The organism is Agrobacterium sp. a22-2 (assembly GCF_012276985.1).
Lineage (GTDB): Bacteria > Pseudomonadota > Alphaproteobacteria > Rhizobiales > Rhizobiaceae > Allorhizobium.
Window position 1 is genome coordinate 186,498 of sequence record NZ_JAAXMM010000011.1, and the last position, 15,640, is coordinate 202,137.

Below are 15,640 nucleotides of genomic sequence, written 5' to 3' on the forward strand. Positions count from 1 at the left end.
GCGTTCAGCTCTTGAAGGTGTAGTCCGCTATCGACTGCGCCTTCATCTCGATCGAGAAGCCCGGCAGGGAGGGCGGCATATAGGCGGCGTCCTTGATCACGCAGGGGTCAAGGAAGTGTTCGTGCAGATGGTCGACATATTCGATCACCCGGCCGTCCTTGGTGCCTGACACGGCGATATAGTCGATCATCGACAGATGCTGCACATATTCGCAGAGGCCGACGCCGCCGGCATGGGGCCAGACCGGCAGGCCGTATTTGGCAGCCATCAGCAGCACGGCCAATACCTCGTTCAGCCCGCCCATGCGGCAGCTGTCGATCTGCACGATATCGATGGCGCCGCCGGCAATCATCTGCTTGAAGACGATGCGGTTCTGGCACATCTCGCCGGTCGCCACCTTGACCGGCGCGATCGCCTCACGGATCGTCCTGTGGCCGGCGATGTCGTCGGGGCTGGTCGGTTCCTCGATGAAGAACGGCTTGTAGACGCTGAGCTCCTTGACCCAGTCGATCGCCTGGCCGACTTCCCAGACCTGGTTGGCATCGATCATCAGATGGCAGTCGTCGCCGATCACCTCGCGGGCTATGCGCAGGCGCCGCTTGTCGTCCTCGAGATCGCGGCCGACCTTCATCTTGATATGGGTGAAACCCTCATCGACGGCTTCCTGGCAGAGCCGGCGCAGCTTCTCGTCGGAATAGCCGAGCCAGCCGGCCGATGTGGTGTAGCAGGCATAACCGTCGCGCTTTAAGTTGGCGATGCGTTCGGCCTTGCCGGGCTCGGCTTTCCTCAGGATGGCGAGCGCCTCCTCCGGCGTCAGGGCATCGGTCAGATAGCGGAAATCGATGATCGAGATGATCTCTTCCGGGCTCATGTCGGCGACCAGTTGCCAAACCGGCTTGCCGGCCTGCTTGGCCATCAGGTCCCAGACAGCATTGACGACGGCGCCAACCGCCAGGTGCATGGCACCCTTGTCGGGGCCGATCCAGCGCAACTGGCTGTCGCCGGTGACATAGTGCCAGAAGCGGCCGGGATTGGCCTTGACCCAATCGAGGTCGAGGCCGATCACCAGATGCTTTAAAGCGTCGATCGCGGCGCAGCAGATTTCATTGCCGCGACCGATGGTAAACGTCAGCCCATGACCCTCCAGCCCGTCCTGATCCGTGCCCAGAATGACATAGGCGGCCGAGTAGTCGGGATCGGGATTCATGGCGTCCGATCCGTCGAGACTCGCGGATGTGGGGAAGCGCAGGTCAATGCTGCGCAGGCTGGTGATCTGGGTCATGGGTCTGCCTTGGCTGTTCTTTAGGTTGCTGTCGTGTCAGGCGTCGGCGCGGAAGGTCTGCTTCTGGGTGCCGAGGCCTTCGATGCCCAGTTCCACCACGTCGCCGGCTTTCAGGAAGCGTTGCGGCTTCATGCCCATGCCGACGCCCGGAGGTGTGCCGGTGGAGATGACGTCGCCCGGATGCAGCGACATGAACTGGCTGAGATAGGAAACGACATGGGCGACGCCGTAGACCATGGTCCTGGACGAGCCGTTCTGCATGGTTTCGCCGTTGACCTTCAGCCACATGCCGAGGTTCTGCGGATCGGCGATCTCGTCCTTTGTGACGAGCCAGGGGCCGATCGGGCCGAAGGTGTCGCAGGACTTGCCCTTGGTCCACTGGCCGGCGCGCTCGGTCTGGAAGGCGCGCTCGGAGACGTCATGGCTGACGCAATAGCCGGCGACGTAATCCAGCGCGTCGGCTTCCGAGACATATTTCGCCGTCTTGCCGATGACGACGCCGAGTTCGACTTCCCAGTCGGTCTTTTCCGAGCCGCGCGGGATGAGAACGTCGTCATTGGGGCCGACAATGGCCGAGGTCGCCTTCATGAAGATCACCGGTTCCGGCGGAACCGTAGCACCCGTTTCGGCGGCGTGGTCGGAGAAGTTCAGGCCGATGCAGATGAACTTGCCGGTGCCCGCGACGCAGGCGCCGATCCGGTCTGCGGCCAGTTCCGGCAGGGTGCTCGGATCGATGGCGGCCAGCGTCTTCAGGCTTTCGGGCGAGATGGCAGCACCACCGATATCGGCGACATGGGCGGAGAGATCGCGGATCTTGCCGCTAGCATCGAGAAGGGCCGGCTTTTCCTGGCCCACGGGGCCAACGCGCATCAGTTTCATGGTCTTAGTTCCTTTGGTAAATTTCGCTCAGATGGTCCAGCCGCCGTCGATGGCATAGGCTTGGCCCGATGTGTAGGTGGCGCCGGCCAGATAGACGGCAAGATCGGCGATTTCTTCCGGTGTGCCGAGACGGCCCATGGGCTGGCGGGCGATGAAGGCGGCGCGGGCGTCGTCGTAATTGCCCTGGGCCTTCATGCGGTCCTGCAGCGACGGGCTTTCGACGGTGCCGGGGCAAATGCAATTGCAGCGAATGCCCTGTGCGACATAATCGGCGGCGACCGACTTGGTCAGGCCGACGACGGCCGCCTTGGTCACCGTATAGGCGCAGCGGTTCGGCACGCCCTTCACGCTGGAGGCGACCGACGCCATGTTGACGATGGAGCCTTCGCCCTTGGCAAGCATTCCCGGCAGAACGGCGCGGATGGTGCGGATCATGGCACGGACGTTGAGATCGAAGGCGAAATCGAGATCGCTGTCGGCCATGTCGAGAACCGAGCCGCCATGCACGAACCCAGCGCAATTGAACAGCACGTCGACCGGGCCGAACTCCGCCACGACGGTTTGAACGGCCTCGTTGTTGAGGACGTCGAGCTTGCGCGTTACAATGCCTGCCTCGCCGGCGAGGGTGGCGAGTGCCGTCTCGTTGATATCGGTCGCGCAGACCACGGCGCCGGCGCGGGCGAAGGCGAGCGCACTGGCCCTGCCTATGCCCTGTCCGGCGGCTGTGACCAGCACGCGCTTGTGTTGAAGTGAGGCCATATGAACTCCCTTTTCATTTTGTCATGTTGTCAGACCACCTGAGGTCTGCGCTCGACAATGTGAATGTGATCGGCGGCAAGCACAACCTCACCCCTCTGATTTATTACCTCCGTGCGCTCCACGACACGCCCGACGCCGGCCCGTTTCGGGTCATCCTCGCGGGAATGGATGGTGACGCGCGTATGGATCGTATCGCCGATGAAAACAGGACGAATGAAGCGCAGCCGGTCATAGCCATAGGAAAACGCAGCCGGGTTGATGACGCTGGCCGTCAGGCCGATGCCGATCGAGAACACCATGGTGCCATGGGCGATGCGCTGGCCAAACGGCGTCGTCTTGGCGAATTCGGCATCCATGTGATGCGGAAAGAAATCACCGGTATGGCCGGCATGCACGATGAAGTCCGTCTCGGTAATCGTGCGGCCGGTCGTCTGGCGCTGTTCGCCGAGCACATAGTCCTCGAAATATTTGAGCTGTTCCATGGCGATCGGTCCTTAAGGTCGTATGCCAAGCGGCGTGGCAGGGGCAGCGCTGGACGCATAGGCCGCCTCGACCAGCGCCATGGTCATCCAGGCATCTTCCACGGAAGAAACCAGTTCGCTGTCTTCGCCGTTCGCATAGCGCTGCAGATTGGCCATCCGGCCGACAAAGGCATCGGGAAACCAGGTACCCTGCAGCGGCACGGTGATCCACCCGGACCCGCCCTTGGGATAGATTTCCAGAATGTCCGGCTCGCCGCGCGGATAGTCGAGATTGACGCCGAGTTGAACGTAAGCCGCCCCTTCCGTTCCGCACACGCGGAATTCGCAGGCCTGGTGGCGCCGGCCGAATTTGTGGTCGTGGTTGATCGACAGAGCGCAACGGACGCGATCGCCATAGTCGAGGATGGCGGTGGTGCGGGTCTGGGCCATCTTGTGGTTCGGATGGCCGATCGACTTGGCATGCACGCCCGTGGGGTCGCCGAGGATCTGGCGGATGGCATCGATATAATGGATCGAGTGCATGGCGATCTCGATGCGCGGCAGGCCTTCGAGGAAGGACCACAGCTGCCAGGGCGTATCGAGGGCCAGATGGACCTCGAAATCGACGACCTCGCCGAGCAGCCCCTTGGCGATCGCGTCTTTCAGCGCCAGCATCATCGGCGCAAAGCGCAGCTGGAAATTGACGGCGGCCTTGAGCTTCTTGTCCCGGCAGATTTTCAGGATCTCGGTTGCCGCCGCCAGATCGCTGCCCATCGGCTTCTGGATCAGCACCGCGGCCCCGTCGGGAAGGGCTGCGAGAACCTTGGCATGGGCCGCCGGCGGCGTGGCGAGATCGAAGATGGCATTTTCGACGGCCGCCGCTTGCTCGAGCGACGCATAGGCCGTCACGCCCCATTGATTGGCAAGCGCCTTGGCTTTTGCCTGATCGGGATCAAAAAGCCCGGCGATCGGGAAGCCGCCCTTGGCATAGGCGGGAAAATGCGCGTCGCTGACGATCGATCCGGCCCCGAAGGTGACGATCGGGCGCGGGACGGAGGGCATGGGCCAGGATTGGGCGAGGGAGGCTGGGTCGAAGGTCATGGGTGAATTTCCCTCGTTGGCATTGCAGTCGGAACAAGCACAGCCTCACGCATGATAAAACACCTCCTCCATCTCCGCCCACCATTCGCCCTCCTTGCGGGTGGAAAGCGGTGCCTGGCAGGGCATGCAGACGGCCCACCAGTCCTGGGTCTTCGGATCGGCGGCCATCTTCGCCATGTCGGCGTCGAAATCGTGGCCGTGATATTCGAAGAAGGAGAACAGCAGGTTTTCCGGCTCCTTCAGGAAGATCGAATAATGCTTGATATGGCAGGCCGAAATCATCGAGAGCACCTCTGGCCAGACGGCCGCGTGCAGGCGCTTGTACTCGGCGATCTTTTCGGCATTGAGGCCGATGACCATTCCCTTGCGTTGCATCTCGGCCCCTCTCAACGGATCTCGCGGTTGAACTCGGCGATCCGCCGGCCGGCGATCGCCTCCCAGTCCCATTCGATGCCGAGACCCGGTGTCATCGGCGCCAGGGCCTGACCGTCCTTGATCTGCAGCCTCGAGGTGGTGATGTCGTCGAGCTGCGGGATATATTCGACATATTTGCCGTTCTGAACGGCGCAGGTCAGGCTGACATGCAGCTCCATCAGGAAATGCGGGCAGATCGGCATGTCGAAGGCCTCCGCTGCATGCGCCACCTTCAGCCAGGGGGTGATGCCGCCGATCCGGCCGGCGTCGACCTGGACGATCGAGCAGGCGCCTTTCTGCATATATTCGCGGAAATGGCGGATCGAATAAAGGGATTCGCCGACTGCGATCGGGGTCGATGTCGAGCGGTTGAGCCGTACATGGCCATCGATATCGTCGGCTGCCAGAGGTTCCTCGATCCAGGCAAGGTCCAGTTCGCGCAATCGGTCGGCGCGGCGGATCGCCTCATCAAGGGCAAAACCCTGGTTGGCATCGGTCATGATTTCATAAGCGTCGCCAACAGCCGTGCGCACCGCCGAAAGCCGGGCGAAATCCTCGGAACCATGCGGTCGGCCGATCTTGACCTTGGAGCCGCGGAACCCTTGGGCCTTGGCCTCCACCGCATCCTCGACCAGGGCTTCGACGGGCAGATGCAGCCAGCCGCCTTCGGTGGTGTAGAGCGGACAGCGATCCTTGGCGCCGCCGGCCAGTTTCCACAGCGGCAGGGTCTGCTTGCGGGCGCGCAGATCCCAGAGGGCCGTGTCGATGGCCGCCAGCGCGATGGCGGTGATGGCGCCGATGGTGGTGGCGTGGGTGGCAAATTCCAGCTCGTGCCAGATCGCCTCGATCTGGTCGGCATCGCGGCCGATCAGGCGGGGGCCAAGATGATCGGCGAGCAGCCGCATGACCGAGGAGCCACCGGTGCCGATCGTATAGCTGTAGCCGGTGCCCTTGGCGCCGTCGCTGTCTGTGATGGTGACCAGCGGCGTCTCCTGGCTGACAAAGCTCTGGATGGCGTCGGTGCGCACGACCTTCGGGCGAAGGTCGACCATGCAGAGTTCAATGCGTTCAATTCTGGCCATGGCTCAGGCCCTCAAGGATTTGCCGGTGTCCCGGTCGAAAAGATGGGCCTGGGACAGGTCGAAGCAGAAGTTCAAGGGCTGGCCCGATTTCAGCTGCCGCGGATTGAGCATGCGGCCGACCCATTCCGATCCGCCGAATTCTGAGAACACCAAGGTCTCGTTGCCGAGCGGCTCGGTGATGGTCACCTTCAGGTCAGCGCTGTGCACCGCCGTCTCATGACCGGAATGGATGCCGTGGCCGGTCGGGTAGAGATCGTCGGGCCGCAGGCCGAAGGTGACCTTGGCACCGGCGGTGACCTGGCTTTCGAACTGCTTCGGCAGCGGCAGGCTATCGCCGTTGGCGAAGACAAGCCTGCCGTCGGCGACATCCGCGTCGCGCAGGTTCATCGGCGGGGAGCCGATGAAACCGGCGACGAATTTGGAATTGGGCCGCTGGAAGACATCCTCCGGCGTGCCGATCTGCTCGATATAGCCGTCGCGCATGATGACGATGCGATCGGCCAGCGTCATCGCCTCGACTTGGTCATGGGTCACGTAGATCACCGTCGACTGCACCTTGGCATGCAGCTTCTTGATCTCGGTGCGCATCTGCGTGCGCAGCTTGGCGTCGAGGTTGGAGAGCGGTTCATCGAACAGAAAGACTTCCGGGTCGCGCACGATCGCCCGGCCCATGGCGACGCGCTGGCGCTGGCCGCCGGACAGCTGCGACGGGCGGCGGTCGAGAAGGGCGGTGAGGTCGAGGGTGCGAGCGGCCTCGTCGACGCGCGGCGCAATCTCGTCGGGCTTCATGCCGGCGATCTTCAGCGAGAAGCCCATGTTCTCGCGCACCGTCATGTGCGGGTAGAGCGCGTAGGACTGGAAGACCATGGCGAGGTTGCGGGCGCGCGGCGGCAGGTCGTTGACGACGCGGCCGCCGATCCGAAGTTCTCCGCCGGAGATCGGCTCGAGACCGGCGATCATGCGCAGCGTCGTCGACTTGCCGCAGCCGGAGGGGCCGACAAGCGCGATGAATTCGCGGTCGGCGACGTCGAGGTCGATCCCGTGAACCACTTCCAGGGCGCCGTAGCGCTTGACCAGCTTATGCAGGGAGACGGTTGCCATAACTTATCCTTTGACTGCGCCGGAGGTGAGGCCGGATACGAGATGCTTCTGGACGACGAAGGTCAGCGCCAGGGCCGGAACGATCATCACCACGGCCAGCGCACACATGCCGCGCCAGTCGATGGTGAATTCCGACGTATAGTCGAGCAGGCCGACCGGCAGGGTCTTGGAGGTGACCGAGCGGGTGAGCTGCGAGGCCAGCGCAAACTCGTTCCAGGAGGTGAGGAAGGCGAAGATGCCGGCGGACGCGATGCCGGGGCCGGCCAGCGGAAATTCCACCTGCCAGAAGGCCTGCCAGCGGGTGCAGCCGTCGATCTGAGCGGCTTCCGCCAGATCCTTCGGCACCTGGCGGAAGAAGCCGTCGATCAGCCAGATGGTGAAGGGCACGTTGAGCGCCACATAGACCAGGATCAGCCCGAAATGGGTGTCGATGATGCCGAGCCTCGCATAGACGAAGAACAACGGCAGCGACAGGGCGATGCCGGGCACGGTGCGTGTCAGCATCAGGCCGAGGAAGATCGCCGATTTTGCCTTGAAGCGGTAGCGGGCAAAGGCATAACCGCCGGCCATGCCGATGGCGATCGAGATCACCGTCGAGGTGACGGAGATGATCAGCGAATTGCGGAAATAGCTGACGATCGGAATGCCGCCCTGGCCGATGCCGGAGAACATCGCCGTGTAGGCGTCGAGCGACAGATCCTGCGGGATCCAGACCGGCGGCTTGGCCATGATCTCGACCGTCGGGCGGAAGGAGGACAGCACGATCCAGATGCCCGGCATGCAGATGATCAGCATGGCGAGGAAAAGGCCGATGGCGTGGGCGACGGCCAGCGCATTGCGCTTCAGGCGATGTTGTGCGTTCTCGTTCATGATCACCAATCCGCAGCGATTTGGGTGCGCGCGGCTGCGAGCTTCCGGTAGAAGTAGACGGTAAAGAGGATCGACAGCAGGATCGCCACATAGGCCATGGCATTGGCCAAGCCCATGCGGGCGTCCGAATAGGCGGTGCGCGCCACCAGCGTCCACAGCAGTTCGGTGCGCTTGGCGGGGCCGCCGTCGGTCATGATCTTGACGATGTCATAGGCGCGGGCCACGTCCAGGGAGCGGATCGTCATGGCGATATAGGCAAAGGGCATGATGAAGGGCCAGGTGACATAGCGGAAGGTCTGCCAGGGCGTGCAGCCGTCGACGCGGGCGGCCTCCAGCGGCTCCTTCGGCATGGCCAGCAGGCCGGCAAGGATCAGGATGGCGAACACCGACGTGGAGGACCACACCTCGGCGATCAGGATCGCGTAGAAGGCCAGTTGCCCGTCGATCAGCCAGGGAATGGCCTGGTCGGTCAGCCCGAGCGACTGCAGGGCATTGTTGATCAGGCCGATGTTGTCGTTGAACATGAACTTGAACTGGAAGCCGACCAGGATAGGCGAGAACATCATCGGAAACATCATAATGGTCCGGAGCAAACGCTGGCCGCCGGTCGCCTTCTCGACCAGCATGGCAAGGCCGAGGCCGAGCAGCATTTCGAGGTTGAGCGCCACGGTCAAAAGCAGCACCGTGCGGCCGAAGGCGGTCCAGAACTCGATATCGGTCAGGATGCGCTGATAGTTGCGAAAGCCGACGAGGGTAAACAGCGATGCCGGCTGCGTCAGCCGGAATGCGGTGAAGCTCGAATAGAGCGACAGCAGCAAAGGCAGGATGACAACGGCTGCCAGGACGATGAAGGCCGGCAGCAGAAGCAAAACGGGCGCCGGGGGTCTCCAGCCTTTCATGAAATGCTTCTCCTGTAAGCGCTTGGTCACATCAGTTCGGTGGTCGTTGCGTAAGGACATCTATAAAGTTGCGGGATGCCCCTCCCAAACCCTCCCCACAAGGGGGAGGGCTTAACCCTGCCATACCCCGGCGAAATAGAACCGGGCGGCTTCCGCGGGTCTTCTCCCCCCTTGTGGGGGAGATGGCCGGCAGGCCAGAGAGGGCTTTCTCCCCGCGAGCGGGGAGAGGGGTATTCTTGCGTCAGAGCTCGCCGGCATCCTCGAGGATGGCGGTCGCCTTCTTGGCAGCGTCGTCGAGGGCCTGTTTCGAGGTCTTGTCGCCGAGGATGGCGGCCTGCAGTTCCGGATAAACCGCGTTGGAAATCTCGATCCACGACGGCGTCTGGGGAACCGGGAAGGCATGCTCAGCAGCCTGCTGGAAAGCGCTCAACACTTCCTTCTTGTAAGGATCGTTGGCGGCTTCGGCGATATCCCATTCCCAGACGGCGGTGCGGGTCGGCAGCGGGCCGGCCTTGGCTTCCAGCTTCTGGCTGTCCTCGTTGGTCAGGAACCAGACGAGCGAGGCTGCGGCTTCCTTGGTAGCGCAGCTCTCGGTGACCGAGAAGCCGTGATGGCCGGACCAGCCGGTGCGCTTGCCGGAAGAGCCGGCCGGCTGCACCTTGACGCCGACATTGCCGGCCACCTTGGACGACTTCGGATCGTTGAAGAAGCTTGCCCAGCCAGGCCAGTCGAGATTGAGGGCGATGGTGCCTGAGGCGAAGCCCTGGCCGAGATCGTCCCAGAGATAGTTCGTCGTGCCGGCCGGAACGGCCTTGGCCTTGTACATGTTGACGAACCAGTCGAGGGCCTTCACGCCGGCTTCCGAGTTGAAGGCTGGCTTGCCGTCGGCGTCGAGATATTCGCCGCCCTCGGCCACGACCATTTCATAGAAGCGGCCGTTGATGGCCTCTTCCTTGCCGGCAAACTGCGTGCCGTAGAAATCCGGCGGGCTGGAGAAGAAGGTGGCCTGGTCGGAGACCTGCGCCCAGGTGTCGGGCGGGGTCAGCTCATAGCCATACTTCTCTTTGAAGGCAGCCTTCTTGGCTTCGTCCTGATAGAGGCTCTTCTGATAATAGAGCGCCGAGACGTCGAACTGGGCGCGCGGCAGCATGACCAGCTTGTCCTGGAGTGTCGAAGCCTTGATATTGGCCGGCACGAAGGCGTCGATTTCTTCCTTCGGCAGCAGGGTCGAAAGGTCCGTGTAGATATCGGGATATTGCGGGGCGAAGGACGAGTGGTTCGAACCGACGCACCATGAGATGCTGCCTGTTGCGATATCCGACTTGATTTCCTTGTCGAGCTCGAAGTGGTTCTTCTTCGAGATGACGTTGACCTTGGCGCCCGTTGCCTTTTCCCATTCGGCAATGCGGGCATAAAGGGCTTCGTATTGCTGTCCGCCAATCAGTTTGGCATCGATCGAAACGCCGTCGAACTTGCCCGGCAGATCGGCAGCGCCGGCCACCAGGGTTGCCGATGCGTAGAGCAATGCTCCGGCTGCAACGCCGGCTAAAAGTTTTGACATTTTCTCCTCCCAGATGGCTGTCGCCACACTCTCACCCATGAGAGCTTCATTTATATACAAACCAAATAAACGAAAGGCGTCAAGCAAAAACTATTGTAGAGTGCTATTTCTGCGTATATGAATAATGTCATTCACTGAGGATGTCGCGTGTGACTGAAGACGATACCGATCGCTACCGCGCCCCGGCGCTGGACAAGGGGCTTGATATCCTGGAGTTGCTGGCAGCCGTCGACGGGGGCTTGTCGCAAGCTGAAATCGCCAAGCGTCTCGACCGCAGCCCCAACGAATTTTACCGCATGCTCGACCGTCTGGTGAAGCGCGGCTATGTCACGCGCATCGATGGCGACCGCTTCACGCTGACGCTGAAACTGTTCGGCCTGGCGCAGCTGCATGCGCCGGTGCGGCGGCTGGTATCCTTCGCCATCCCGTTGATGCGGGAACTGGCCGAAGCCTCGCGCCAGGCCAACCAGTTGGTGGTCTTCGACCGCGGTTATCCCGTCGTGATCGCCCAGCAGGAAGCTCCGGGCTACTGGGGCATTTCCATCCGTGTCGGCTCGCGCATCAGCCTGTTCGACACGGGTTCCGGCCATGTCCTGCTGGCTTTCCACAGCAAGGACGAGCGCGAGATGATGATTGCCGAAAACCTCGGCAGCAGCGGCGATCATGCCAAGGTGACGTCGGAATTCCTGGCGCGGCTCGACCAGATCCGCACCCGCGGCTACGAGATGATGCCGAGCGCCCAGACGGCGGGCGTGATCAACCTCTCGGCGCCGGTCCTGGGCGCAGACGGCAAGGCGATTGCCGCGCTTACCGTGCCCTATATCACGCTGATCAACTCGCCCGGCGCGCCTGACATCACCAACTCGATCCATCTGGTGGTCGAGACGACGCGCAAGCTCTCCGAGATGACCGGCTCCGATTTCAAATCGGACGCGTAAATTCGTATTTGAAGGATCGATTTTTCTGTGGCACCTTGCCGGCGGTTTCGGGGAGGAGGCCGTCATGATCATCGACACCCATCTGCATCTCATCTATCGCGGCGTGCTGCACTATCCCTGGCTTGCCGGCGTGCCGGCGCTGGATGCCGATTTTCCCTATGAAACCTATGCCACCGAGGCAAGGCGCCTCGGCATCGCTGAGGTGCTGCATATGGAAGTCGATGTGGCGGAGGAGCAGATGGAGGCCGAGACCGGCGTCGTCGAGCGGCTGTCGCAGTCGGATGGCAGCCTTTTGCGCGGCGCCATCGCCGCCTGCCGGCCCGAAAGCTCCGAATTTCCGGCCTATCTGGAGCGCCAGCGTGCCAATCCCTTCGTCAAAGGCTTTCGCCGTGTGCTGCATGTCATGCCGGATGATTTGTCGGAGACGGTGCTGTTTCGCGCCAATATCGCCAGGCTGGCCGGCACAGGCCTGACCTTCGACCTCTGCGTGCTGCCGCACCAGGTCGGTCAAGCCGCAGCACTCGCCGATCTGGCGCCGGATGTATCCTTCATCCTCGACCATTGCGGCGTGCCGGATATCAGGAGTGGCGCCTTCGAGATCTGGCAGGCGGGCATCAGCGAGATCGCCCGCCGGCCGAACGTCACGGCAAAACTCTCCGGCATCCCCGCCTATGGCGATCCCGAAAACTGGACGCTCGAGGACCTCAAACCCTATTTCGCCCATGTGGCGCAGAGCTTTGGTTTCGAGCGGATGATCTGGGGCAGCGACTGGCCGGTCTGCACGCTCGGCGGCGGGCTGTCGACCTGGGTCGGTGCAACACATGCGCTGCTGTCCGGCGTCAGCCTGGAGGACAAGGCGCGGGTTCTCTCGGGCAATGCCGCGGCGATGTGGCGGCTGGGGTAGGGCAGTTTGGCCCTCTGGCGGCCCCTCATCCGCCTGCCGGCACCTTCTCCCCGTTGTAACGGGGAGAAGGAGACGTGCCGCGGCGTCTTGCTCCCTCTTGAACGAGAGCGTCGGATTGGTATTGGTGTGGGGATGCCAGGAATGAAAATGGTGCGCAGGGGACACGTCCCCTCGCCCCGCTTGCGGGGAGAGGGCTAGGGTGAGGGGCCGTTTTGCCCGCTACGCTCCAAAACTCTCCCGGAACATACTGTTCAGCCGTTCGACAGCGCCTTTCGCGGTGATCTCCCCGGTCACGGCATCGTTGATCACATGCGAGGCTGCTTCCTGGAAGGGCATGTAGCCGTTGTGCCGCGGGCGCAGCCAGGCGCCGTTGAGCGTGGCGCGGGTGCCGGTGTAGAAATCGCGCGTCGCGGCATTGGCGGCCGCACTTTCCCAGCCATCGGCATGGCCCGGCTGGCCACCGGAGCGCCAGTAGAGATCGGCCTGGACGGGTCCGCTCGCCACCCAATAGGCGAAATCGACCGCTGCCTGCCGGTTGGCGCTGAAGGCCGAGACGGCGATGCCGGTGCCACCCAGCGCCGAGCCGATCGGGCCGCTTACCCCAAGCGTCGGCATGTCGGCGAACTGCACCGGACGAGCGCGGAAACCGTCGAGGCTGTAGCTGACATAGCCATAGATCAGCGGCGACAAGGCGGCTTTGGATCCGGCGTCGCTCATGCGGTCGAGCACGCCGATCGGGTCGAGGGTCAGGCAGGCCGGGTCGACCAGGGCGGCCAATTCGCGGATGGCGTCCAGAGCCTGCGCGCCGATCTTGGCATCGGCAAAATCCCGGTCTCGCTCTACCGCGCAGGCCCGACCGAGATTGCCGCAGAGGGTGAAGAAGCTCATCAACGAATGGGGTGGGCGCAGCGGCAGCAGGACGTGGCCGTGGCGTGCAAGGTCGATCACCTCTGCCCATGTCGTCGGCGGCCTGCCGACCAGATCGAGCCTCAAGGCCATCACCTGCGTCGCCGCATCGATCGGGAAGGCCCATTGCCGGCCCTGCCAATTGTAGCTCGGAAAAGAGGCGCCGACGCTGCCCTTAGCCAGGGCCTCGAACTCGGCCTCGCGGCCGGCCACATCCAGCGGAGCCAGGCAATTTTCGGCGGTGATCTGGCCGACATGCGGGTGATCGATGACGATAAGGTCATAGTGCCGGGCCAGTTCCTCGACCGGGAAACTCTCGAAATCCTGTAGCGAGCGCTTGTCCCAATCGATCGTCACGCCGGTTTTCTGCAGCCATTCGGCGGAACAGGCGACCATCGGATCATAGCCGCGCGGATGGCTCCAGGTCATGCCTTTCAAGCGAGGCGTGCTCATCGGGCGAACTCCGCCCGGATCTGTGCCGTATGCTCGCCAACCAGCGGTGCGGCGCGGCCGCCCTTGGGACGCTTGCCGTTGACGCGAACCGGGCAGCGGGTGGTGCCGACCGAGACATTGTCCTGACGGGTGACCGTCTGCAGCATGTCGAGAATGCCGAATCCGTCGCTGTCCAGCAGTTCCTGCCAGTCCAGCACCTTGGAACACCAGATGTCGGCGGGCTCCAGAATGTCCAGCCAATGCTGGACTGGTTTGGTGGCGATCCGCTCGGCGATGATCTTCTTGATGACGTCGCGCTCGGTAAACCAGGCCTTGGCGTCGTCGCGGAACGGCGAAAGCTGCTCGATGTCGAGCAGGTCCTGCAGCCGGCCGATCGGCGTCATGGCAATGGCCAGATAGCCGTCGCTGGCCGGATAGACGCCATAGGGCGCCGAGAGATAGGCATGGGCGCTGCGGAAATCCGAGCGTTTCGGCCGGCGGCGGCCGTCGTTCAGATAGGTGGTCAGCACTTCGAACTGGAAGTCGACCAGGCTTTCGAGAAGGCTGGTCTGGATATGGGCGCCGCGACCGGTGATGCCGCGCCGGACCAGGCAGGCGAGAATGCCCTGGCAGGCATTGGAGCCGGCCAGCATGTCGGCGATCGCCAGGCCGAAGGGTACCGGGCCCTGGCTCTCGTCGCCGTTCAGCCACATCATGCCGGAGCGCGCCTGCGCCAGCAGGTCCTGGCCCGGCCGCATGACCCAGGGGCCTTCCTCGCCATAACCGCTGATCGAGGCATAGACGAGCCGGGGATTGATCGCCCTGACTGTCTCGTAGTCGAGGCCCAGTCGTTCGATCACGCCCGGCCGGAAATTCTGGATCATCACATCGGCCTTGGTCAGCAGATGGTGCAGGAAGGCGAGGTCGTCGGCATTCTTCAGGTCGATGCCAAGGCTTTCCTTGCCGCGATTGATGGCATGGAACAGGGTGGAATCGCCACCGACTTCGGTGTCGCTCAGGTAAAGCCGACGCGACAGGTCGCCGCCATCCGGCCGTTCGATCTTGATCACCCGGGCGCCGAGATCGAGCAGCCGCAGCGAACAATATGGCCCCGACAGAAACTGGCTCATGTCGATCACCGTCAGGCCTTCGAGCGGCAATCCATTGTCGTCCTGCATGCGAAACATCCTCCCGTCGGGCACCCGAAAACCGGCGCCTTTGCCGCACGCCTTCGGGCAACCTCCCGCGCCCTAGGGTGAGCGGCATTCTTATTTGAATTTATTTTTCACATATGGGTGGTTATTGCAAGGGCAAAGATGGTCGACGTCGGCCGCGTTTGCGACCTGCGCAATTATGGCAATGGCGTGGAAATAGAATGAGGGAGAGCGTCAGGCCGCTTCGGTCAGGCGCCGCAGATAGTCCTGGGTGGCGACGATCAGCGCCTCGACGCTTTCGCGGGCCAGGTCCTCGTCATGCAGCGCAAAATTCTGCAGGATGAGGCCGTCGATGCCGATCAGGATGAAGCGGGCGATGGCCTTGCCGATCCGCTCGCGCTCTGTCGGCGGCACATCGGCATCGTCGAGGATCAGCCGGCTGTAGAAGTCGATATAGGCGTAGTACTGGCGCTCGGCCAGCCATTCGGACCCCTTGGTGCGCAGGGCATAGAGCGTCAGCTCGATCTGGGCGATCTGGCGGTTGCGGGTCTCGCCGATATAGTGCCAGATCAGCCGGATCAGGGCGGCGATGCGCTGCTGCGGATCGTCGGCAAAGGGCCGCGCCGGATGGTAGCTGGAGGCCATATCGGCAATCATGTCTTCCAGCACGGCCAGAAGAATGGTTTCCTTGCTGTCGAAGTAATAGTGCAGGGTGGCCAGCCGGACATTGGCGCTGGCGGCGATCTTGCGGGTCGTCATCGCATCGATGCCGTCGTTTTCCAACGCCTCGCGGGCACCCCGGATGATGCGGGCGCGGGTCTCCACGCCCTTCCTGGTGGCACCGGCGGTCCTTGCCGCCGATGTTTCCGTCGCTGTGGTGTCCTTTTGTTCCATCCG

The 15,640-nt window shown here is 62.9% G+C and carries 16 protein-coding genes; 2 read left to right on the forward strand and 14 right to left on the reverse strand.

Features of this window, described 5'->3' with window-relative positions; genetic code table 11:
* Nucleotides 1-4: 4 nt before the first annotated feature.
* From HFC70_RS18255 to HFC70_RS18305, 11 genes are all read right to left on the reverse strand, one after another.
* The gene (locus HFC70_RS18255) at nt 5-1,282 is read right to left on the reverse strand and encodes an L-fuconate dehydratase (RefSeq protein WP_168474702.1); all 1,278 of its coding nucleotides are present in this window, start codon (nt 1,280-1,282) and stop codon (nt 5-7) included.
* A gap of 36 nt (nt 1,283-1,318) precedes the next feature.
* A complete protein-coding gene (locus tag HFC70_RS18260; RefSeq protein WP_168474703.1) occupies nt 1,319-2,161 on the reverse strand; it encodes a fumarylacetoacetate hydrolase family protein in 843 nt (280 codons plus the stop codon).
* Between the two features lie 27 nt (nt 2,162-2,188).
* Complete coding sequence (locus HFC70_RS18265; RefSeq protein WP_168474704.1) at nt 2,189-2,920, reverse strand: SDR family oxidoreductase; 732 nt, start codon at nt 2,918-2,920, stop codon at nt 2,189-2,191.
* A 29-nt stretch (nt 2,921-2,949) separates the two neighbouring features.
* On the reverse strand, nt 2,950-3,402 hold the full coding sequence (locus HFC70_RS18270) for a MaoC/PaaZ C-terminal domain-containing protein (RefSeq protein ID WP_168474705.1): 453 nt from the start codon (nt 3,400-3,402) through the stop codon (nt 2,950-2,952).
* Nucleotides 3,403-3,414: 12 nt separating this feature from the next.
* Nucleotides 3,415-4,482 (reverse strand): Gfo/Idh/MocA family protein, encoded by a 1,068-nt coding sequence (locus tag HFC70_RS18275; protein ID WP_168474706.1) that lies wholly within the window; start codon nt 4,480-4,482, stop codon nt 3,415-3,417.
* 45 nt (nt 4,483-4,527) lie between these two features.
* A complete protein-coding gene (locus HFC70_RS18280; RefSeq protein WP_168474707.1) occupies nt 4,528-4,857 on the reverse strand; it encodes an L-rhamnose mutarotase in 330 nt (109 codons plus the stop codon).
* An 11-nt stretch (nt 4,858-4,868) separates the two neighbouring features.
* Complete coding sequence (locus HFC70_RS18285; protein ID WP_168474708.1) at nt 4,869-5,978, reverse strand: mandelate racemase/muconate lactonizing enzyme family protein; 1,110 nt, start codon at nt 5,976-5,978, stop codon at nt 4,869-4,871.
* A 3-nt stretch (nt 5,979-5,981) separates the two neighbouring features.
* Nucleotides 5,982-7,079 carry an ABC transporter ATP-binding protein gene (locus HFC70_RS18290; protein ID WP_168474709.1) on the reverse strand — a complete coding sequence of 366 codons (1,098 nt, stop codon included), beginning with the start codon at nt 7,077-7,079 and terminating at the stop codon, nt 5,982-5,984.
* Between the two features lie 3 nt (nt 7,080-7,082).
* Complete coding sequence (locus tag HFC70_RS18295) at nt 7,083-7,949, reverse strand: carbohydrate ABC transporter permease (RefSeq protein WP_168474710.1); 867 nt, start codon at nt 7,947-7,949, stop codon at nt 7,083-7,085.
* Between the two features lie 2 nt (nt 7,950-7,951).
* Entirely contained in the window at nt 7,952-8,848 is an 897-nt protein-coding gene (locus tag HFC70_RS18300; RefSeq protein ID WP_168474711.1) for a carbohydrate ABC transporter permease, read from the reverse strand.
* 241 nt (nt 8,849-9,089) lie between these two features.
* Nucleotides 9,090-10,409 carry a sugar ABC transporter substrate-binding protein gene (locus HFC70_RS18305; protein ID WP_168474712.1) on the reverse strand — a complete coding sequence of 440 codons (1,320 nt, stop codon included), beginning with the start codon at nt 10,407-10,409 and terminating at the stop codon, nt 9,090-9,092.
* A gap of 149 nt (nt 10,410-10,558) precedes the next feature.
* Between HFC70_RS18305 and HFC70_RS18310 the strand changes: the two genes are divergently transcribed.
* Together HFC70_RS18310 and HFC70_RS18315 are read left to right on the forward strand one after the other, a co-directional pair.
* Nucleotides 10,559-11,347 (forward strand): IclR family transcriptional regulator, encoded by a 789-nt coding sequence (locus HFC70_RS18310; protein ID WP_168474713.1) that lies wholly within the window; start codon nt 10,559-10,561, stop codon nt 11,345-11,347.
* 64 nt (nt 11,348-11,411) lie between these two features.
* On the forward strand, nt 11,412-12,251 hold the full coding sequence (locus HFC70_RS18315; protein WP_168474714.1) for an amidohydrolase: 840 nt from the start codon (nt 11,412-11,414) through the stop codon (nt 12,249-12,251).
* Between the two features lie 219 nt (nt 12,252-12,470).
* On the opposite strand, the gene HFC70_RS18320 is transcribed toward HFC70_RS18315, so the two are convergent.
* The 3 genes from HFC70_RS18320 to HFC70_RS18330 form a co-directional block, all read right to left on the reverse strand.
* Nucleotides 12,471-13,610 (reverse strand): extracellular solute-binding protein, encoded by a 1,140-nt coding sequence (locus HFC70_RS18320; protein WP_168474715.1) that lies wholly within the window; start codon nt 13,608-13,610, stop codon nt 12,471-12,473.
* Nucleotides 13,607-14,767: a CaiB/BaiF CoA-transferase family protein gene (locus HFC70_RS18325; RefSeq protein ID WP_168474716.1), complete on the reverse strand. Its 1,161-nt coding sequence runs from the start codon at nt 14,765-14,767 to the stop codon at nt 13,607-13,609. The genes HFC70_RS18320 and HFC70_RS18325 overlap by 4 nt, the downstream gene beginning before the upstream one ends.
* Nucleotides 14,768-14,977: 210 nt before the next feature.
* Complete coding sequence (locus HFC70_RS18330) at nt 14,978-15,637, reverse strand: TetR/AcrR family transcriptional regulator (protein ID WP_168474717.1); 660 nt, start codon at nt 15,635-15,637, stop codon at nt 14,978-14,980.
* Nucleotides 15,638-15,640: the final 3 nt, after the last annotated feature.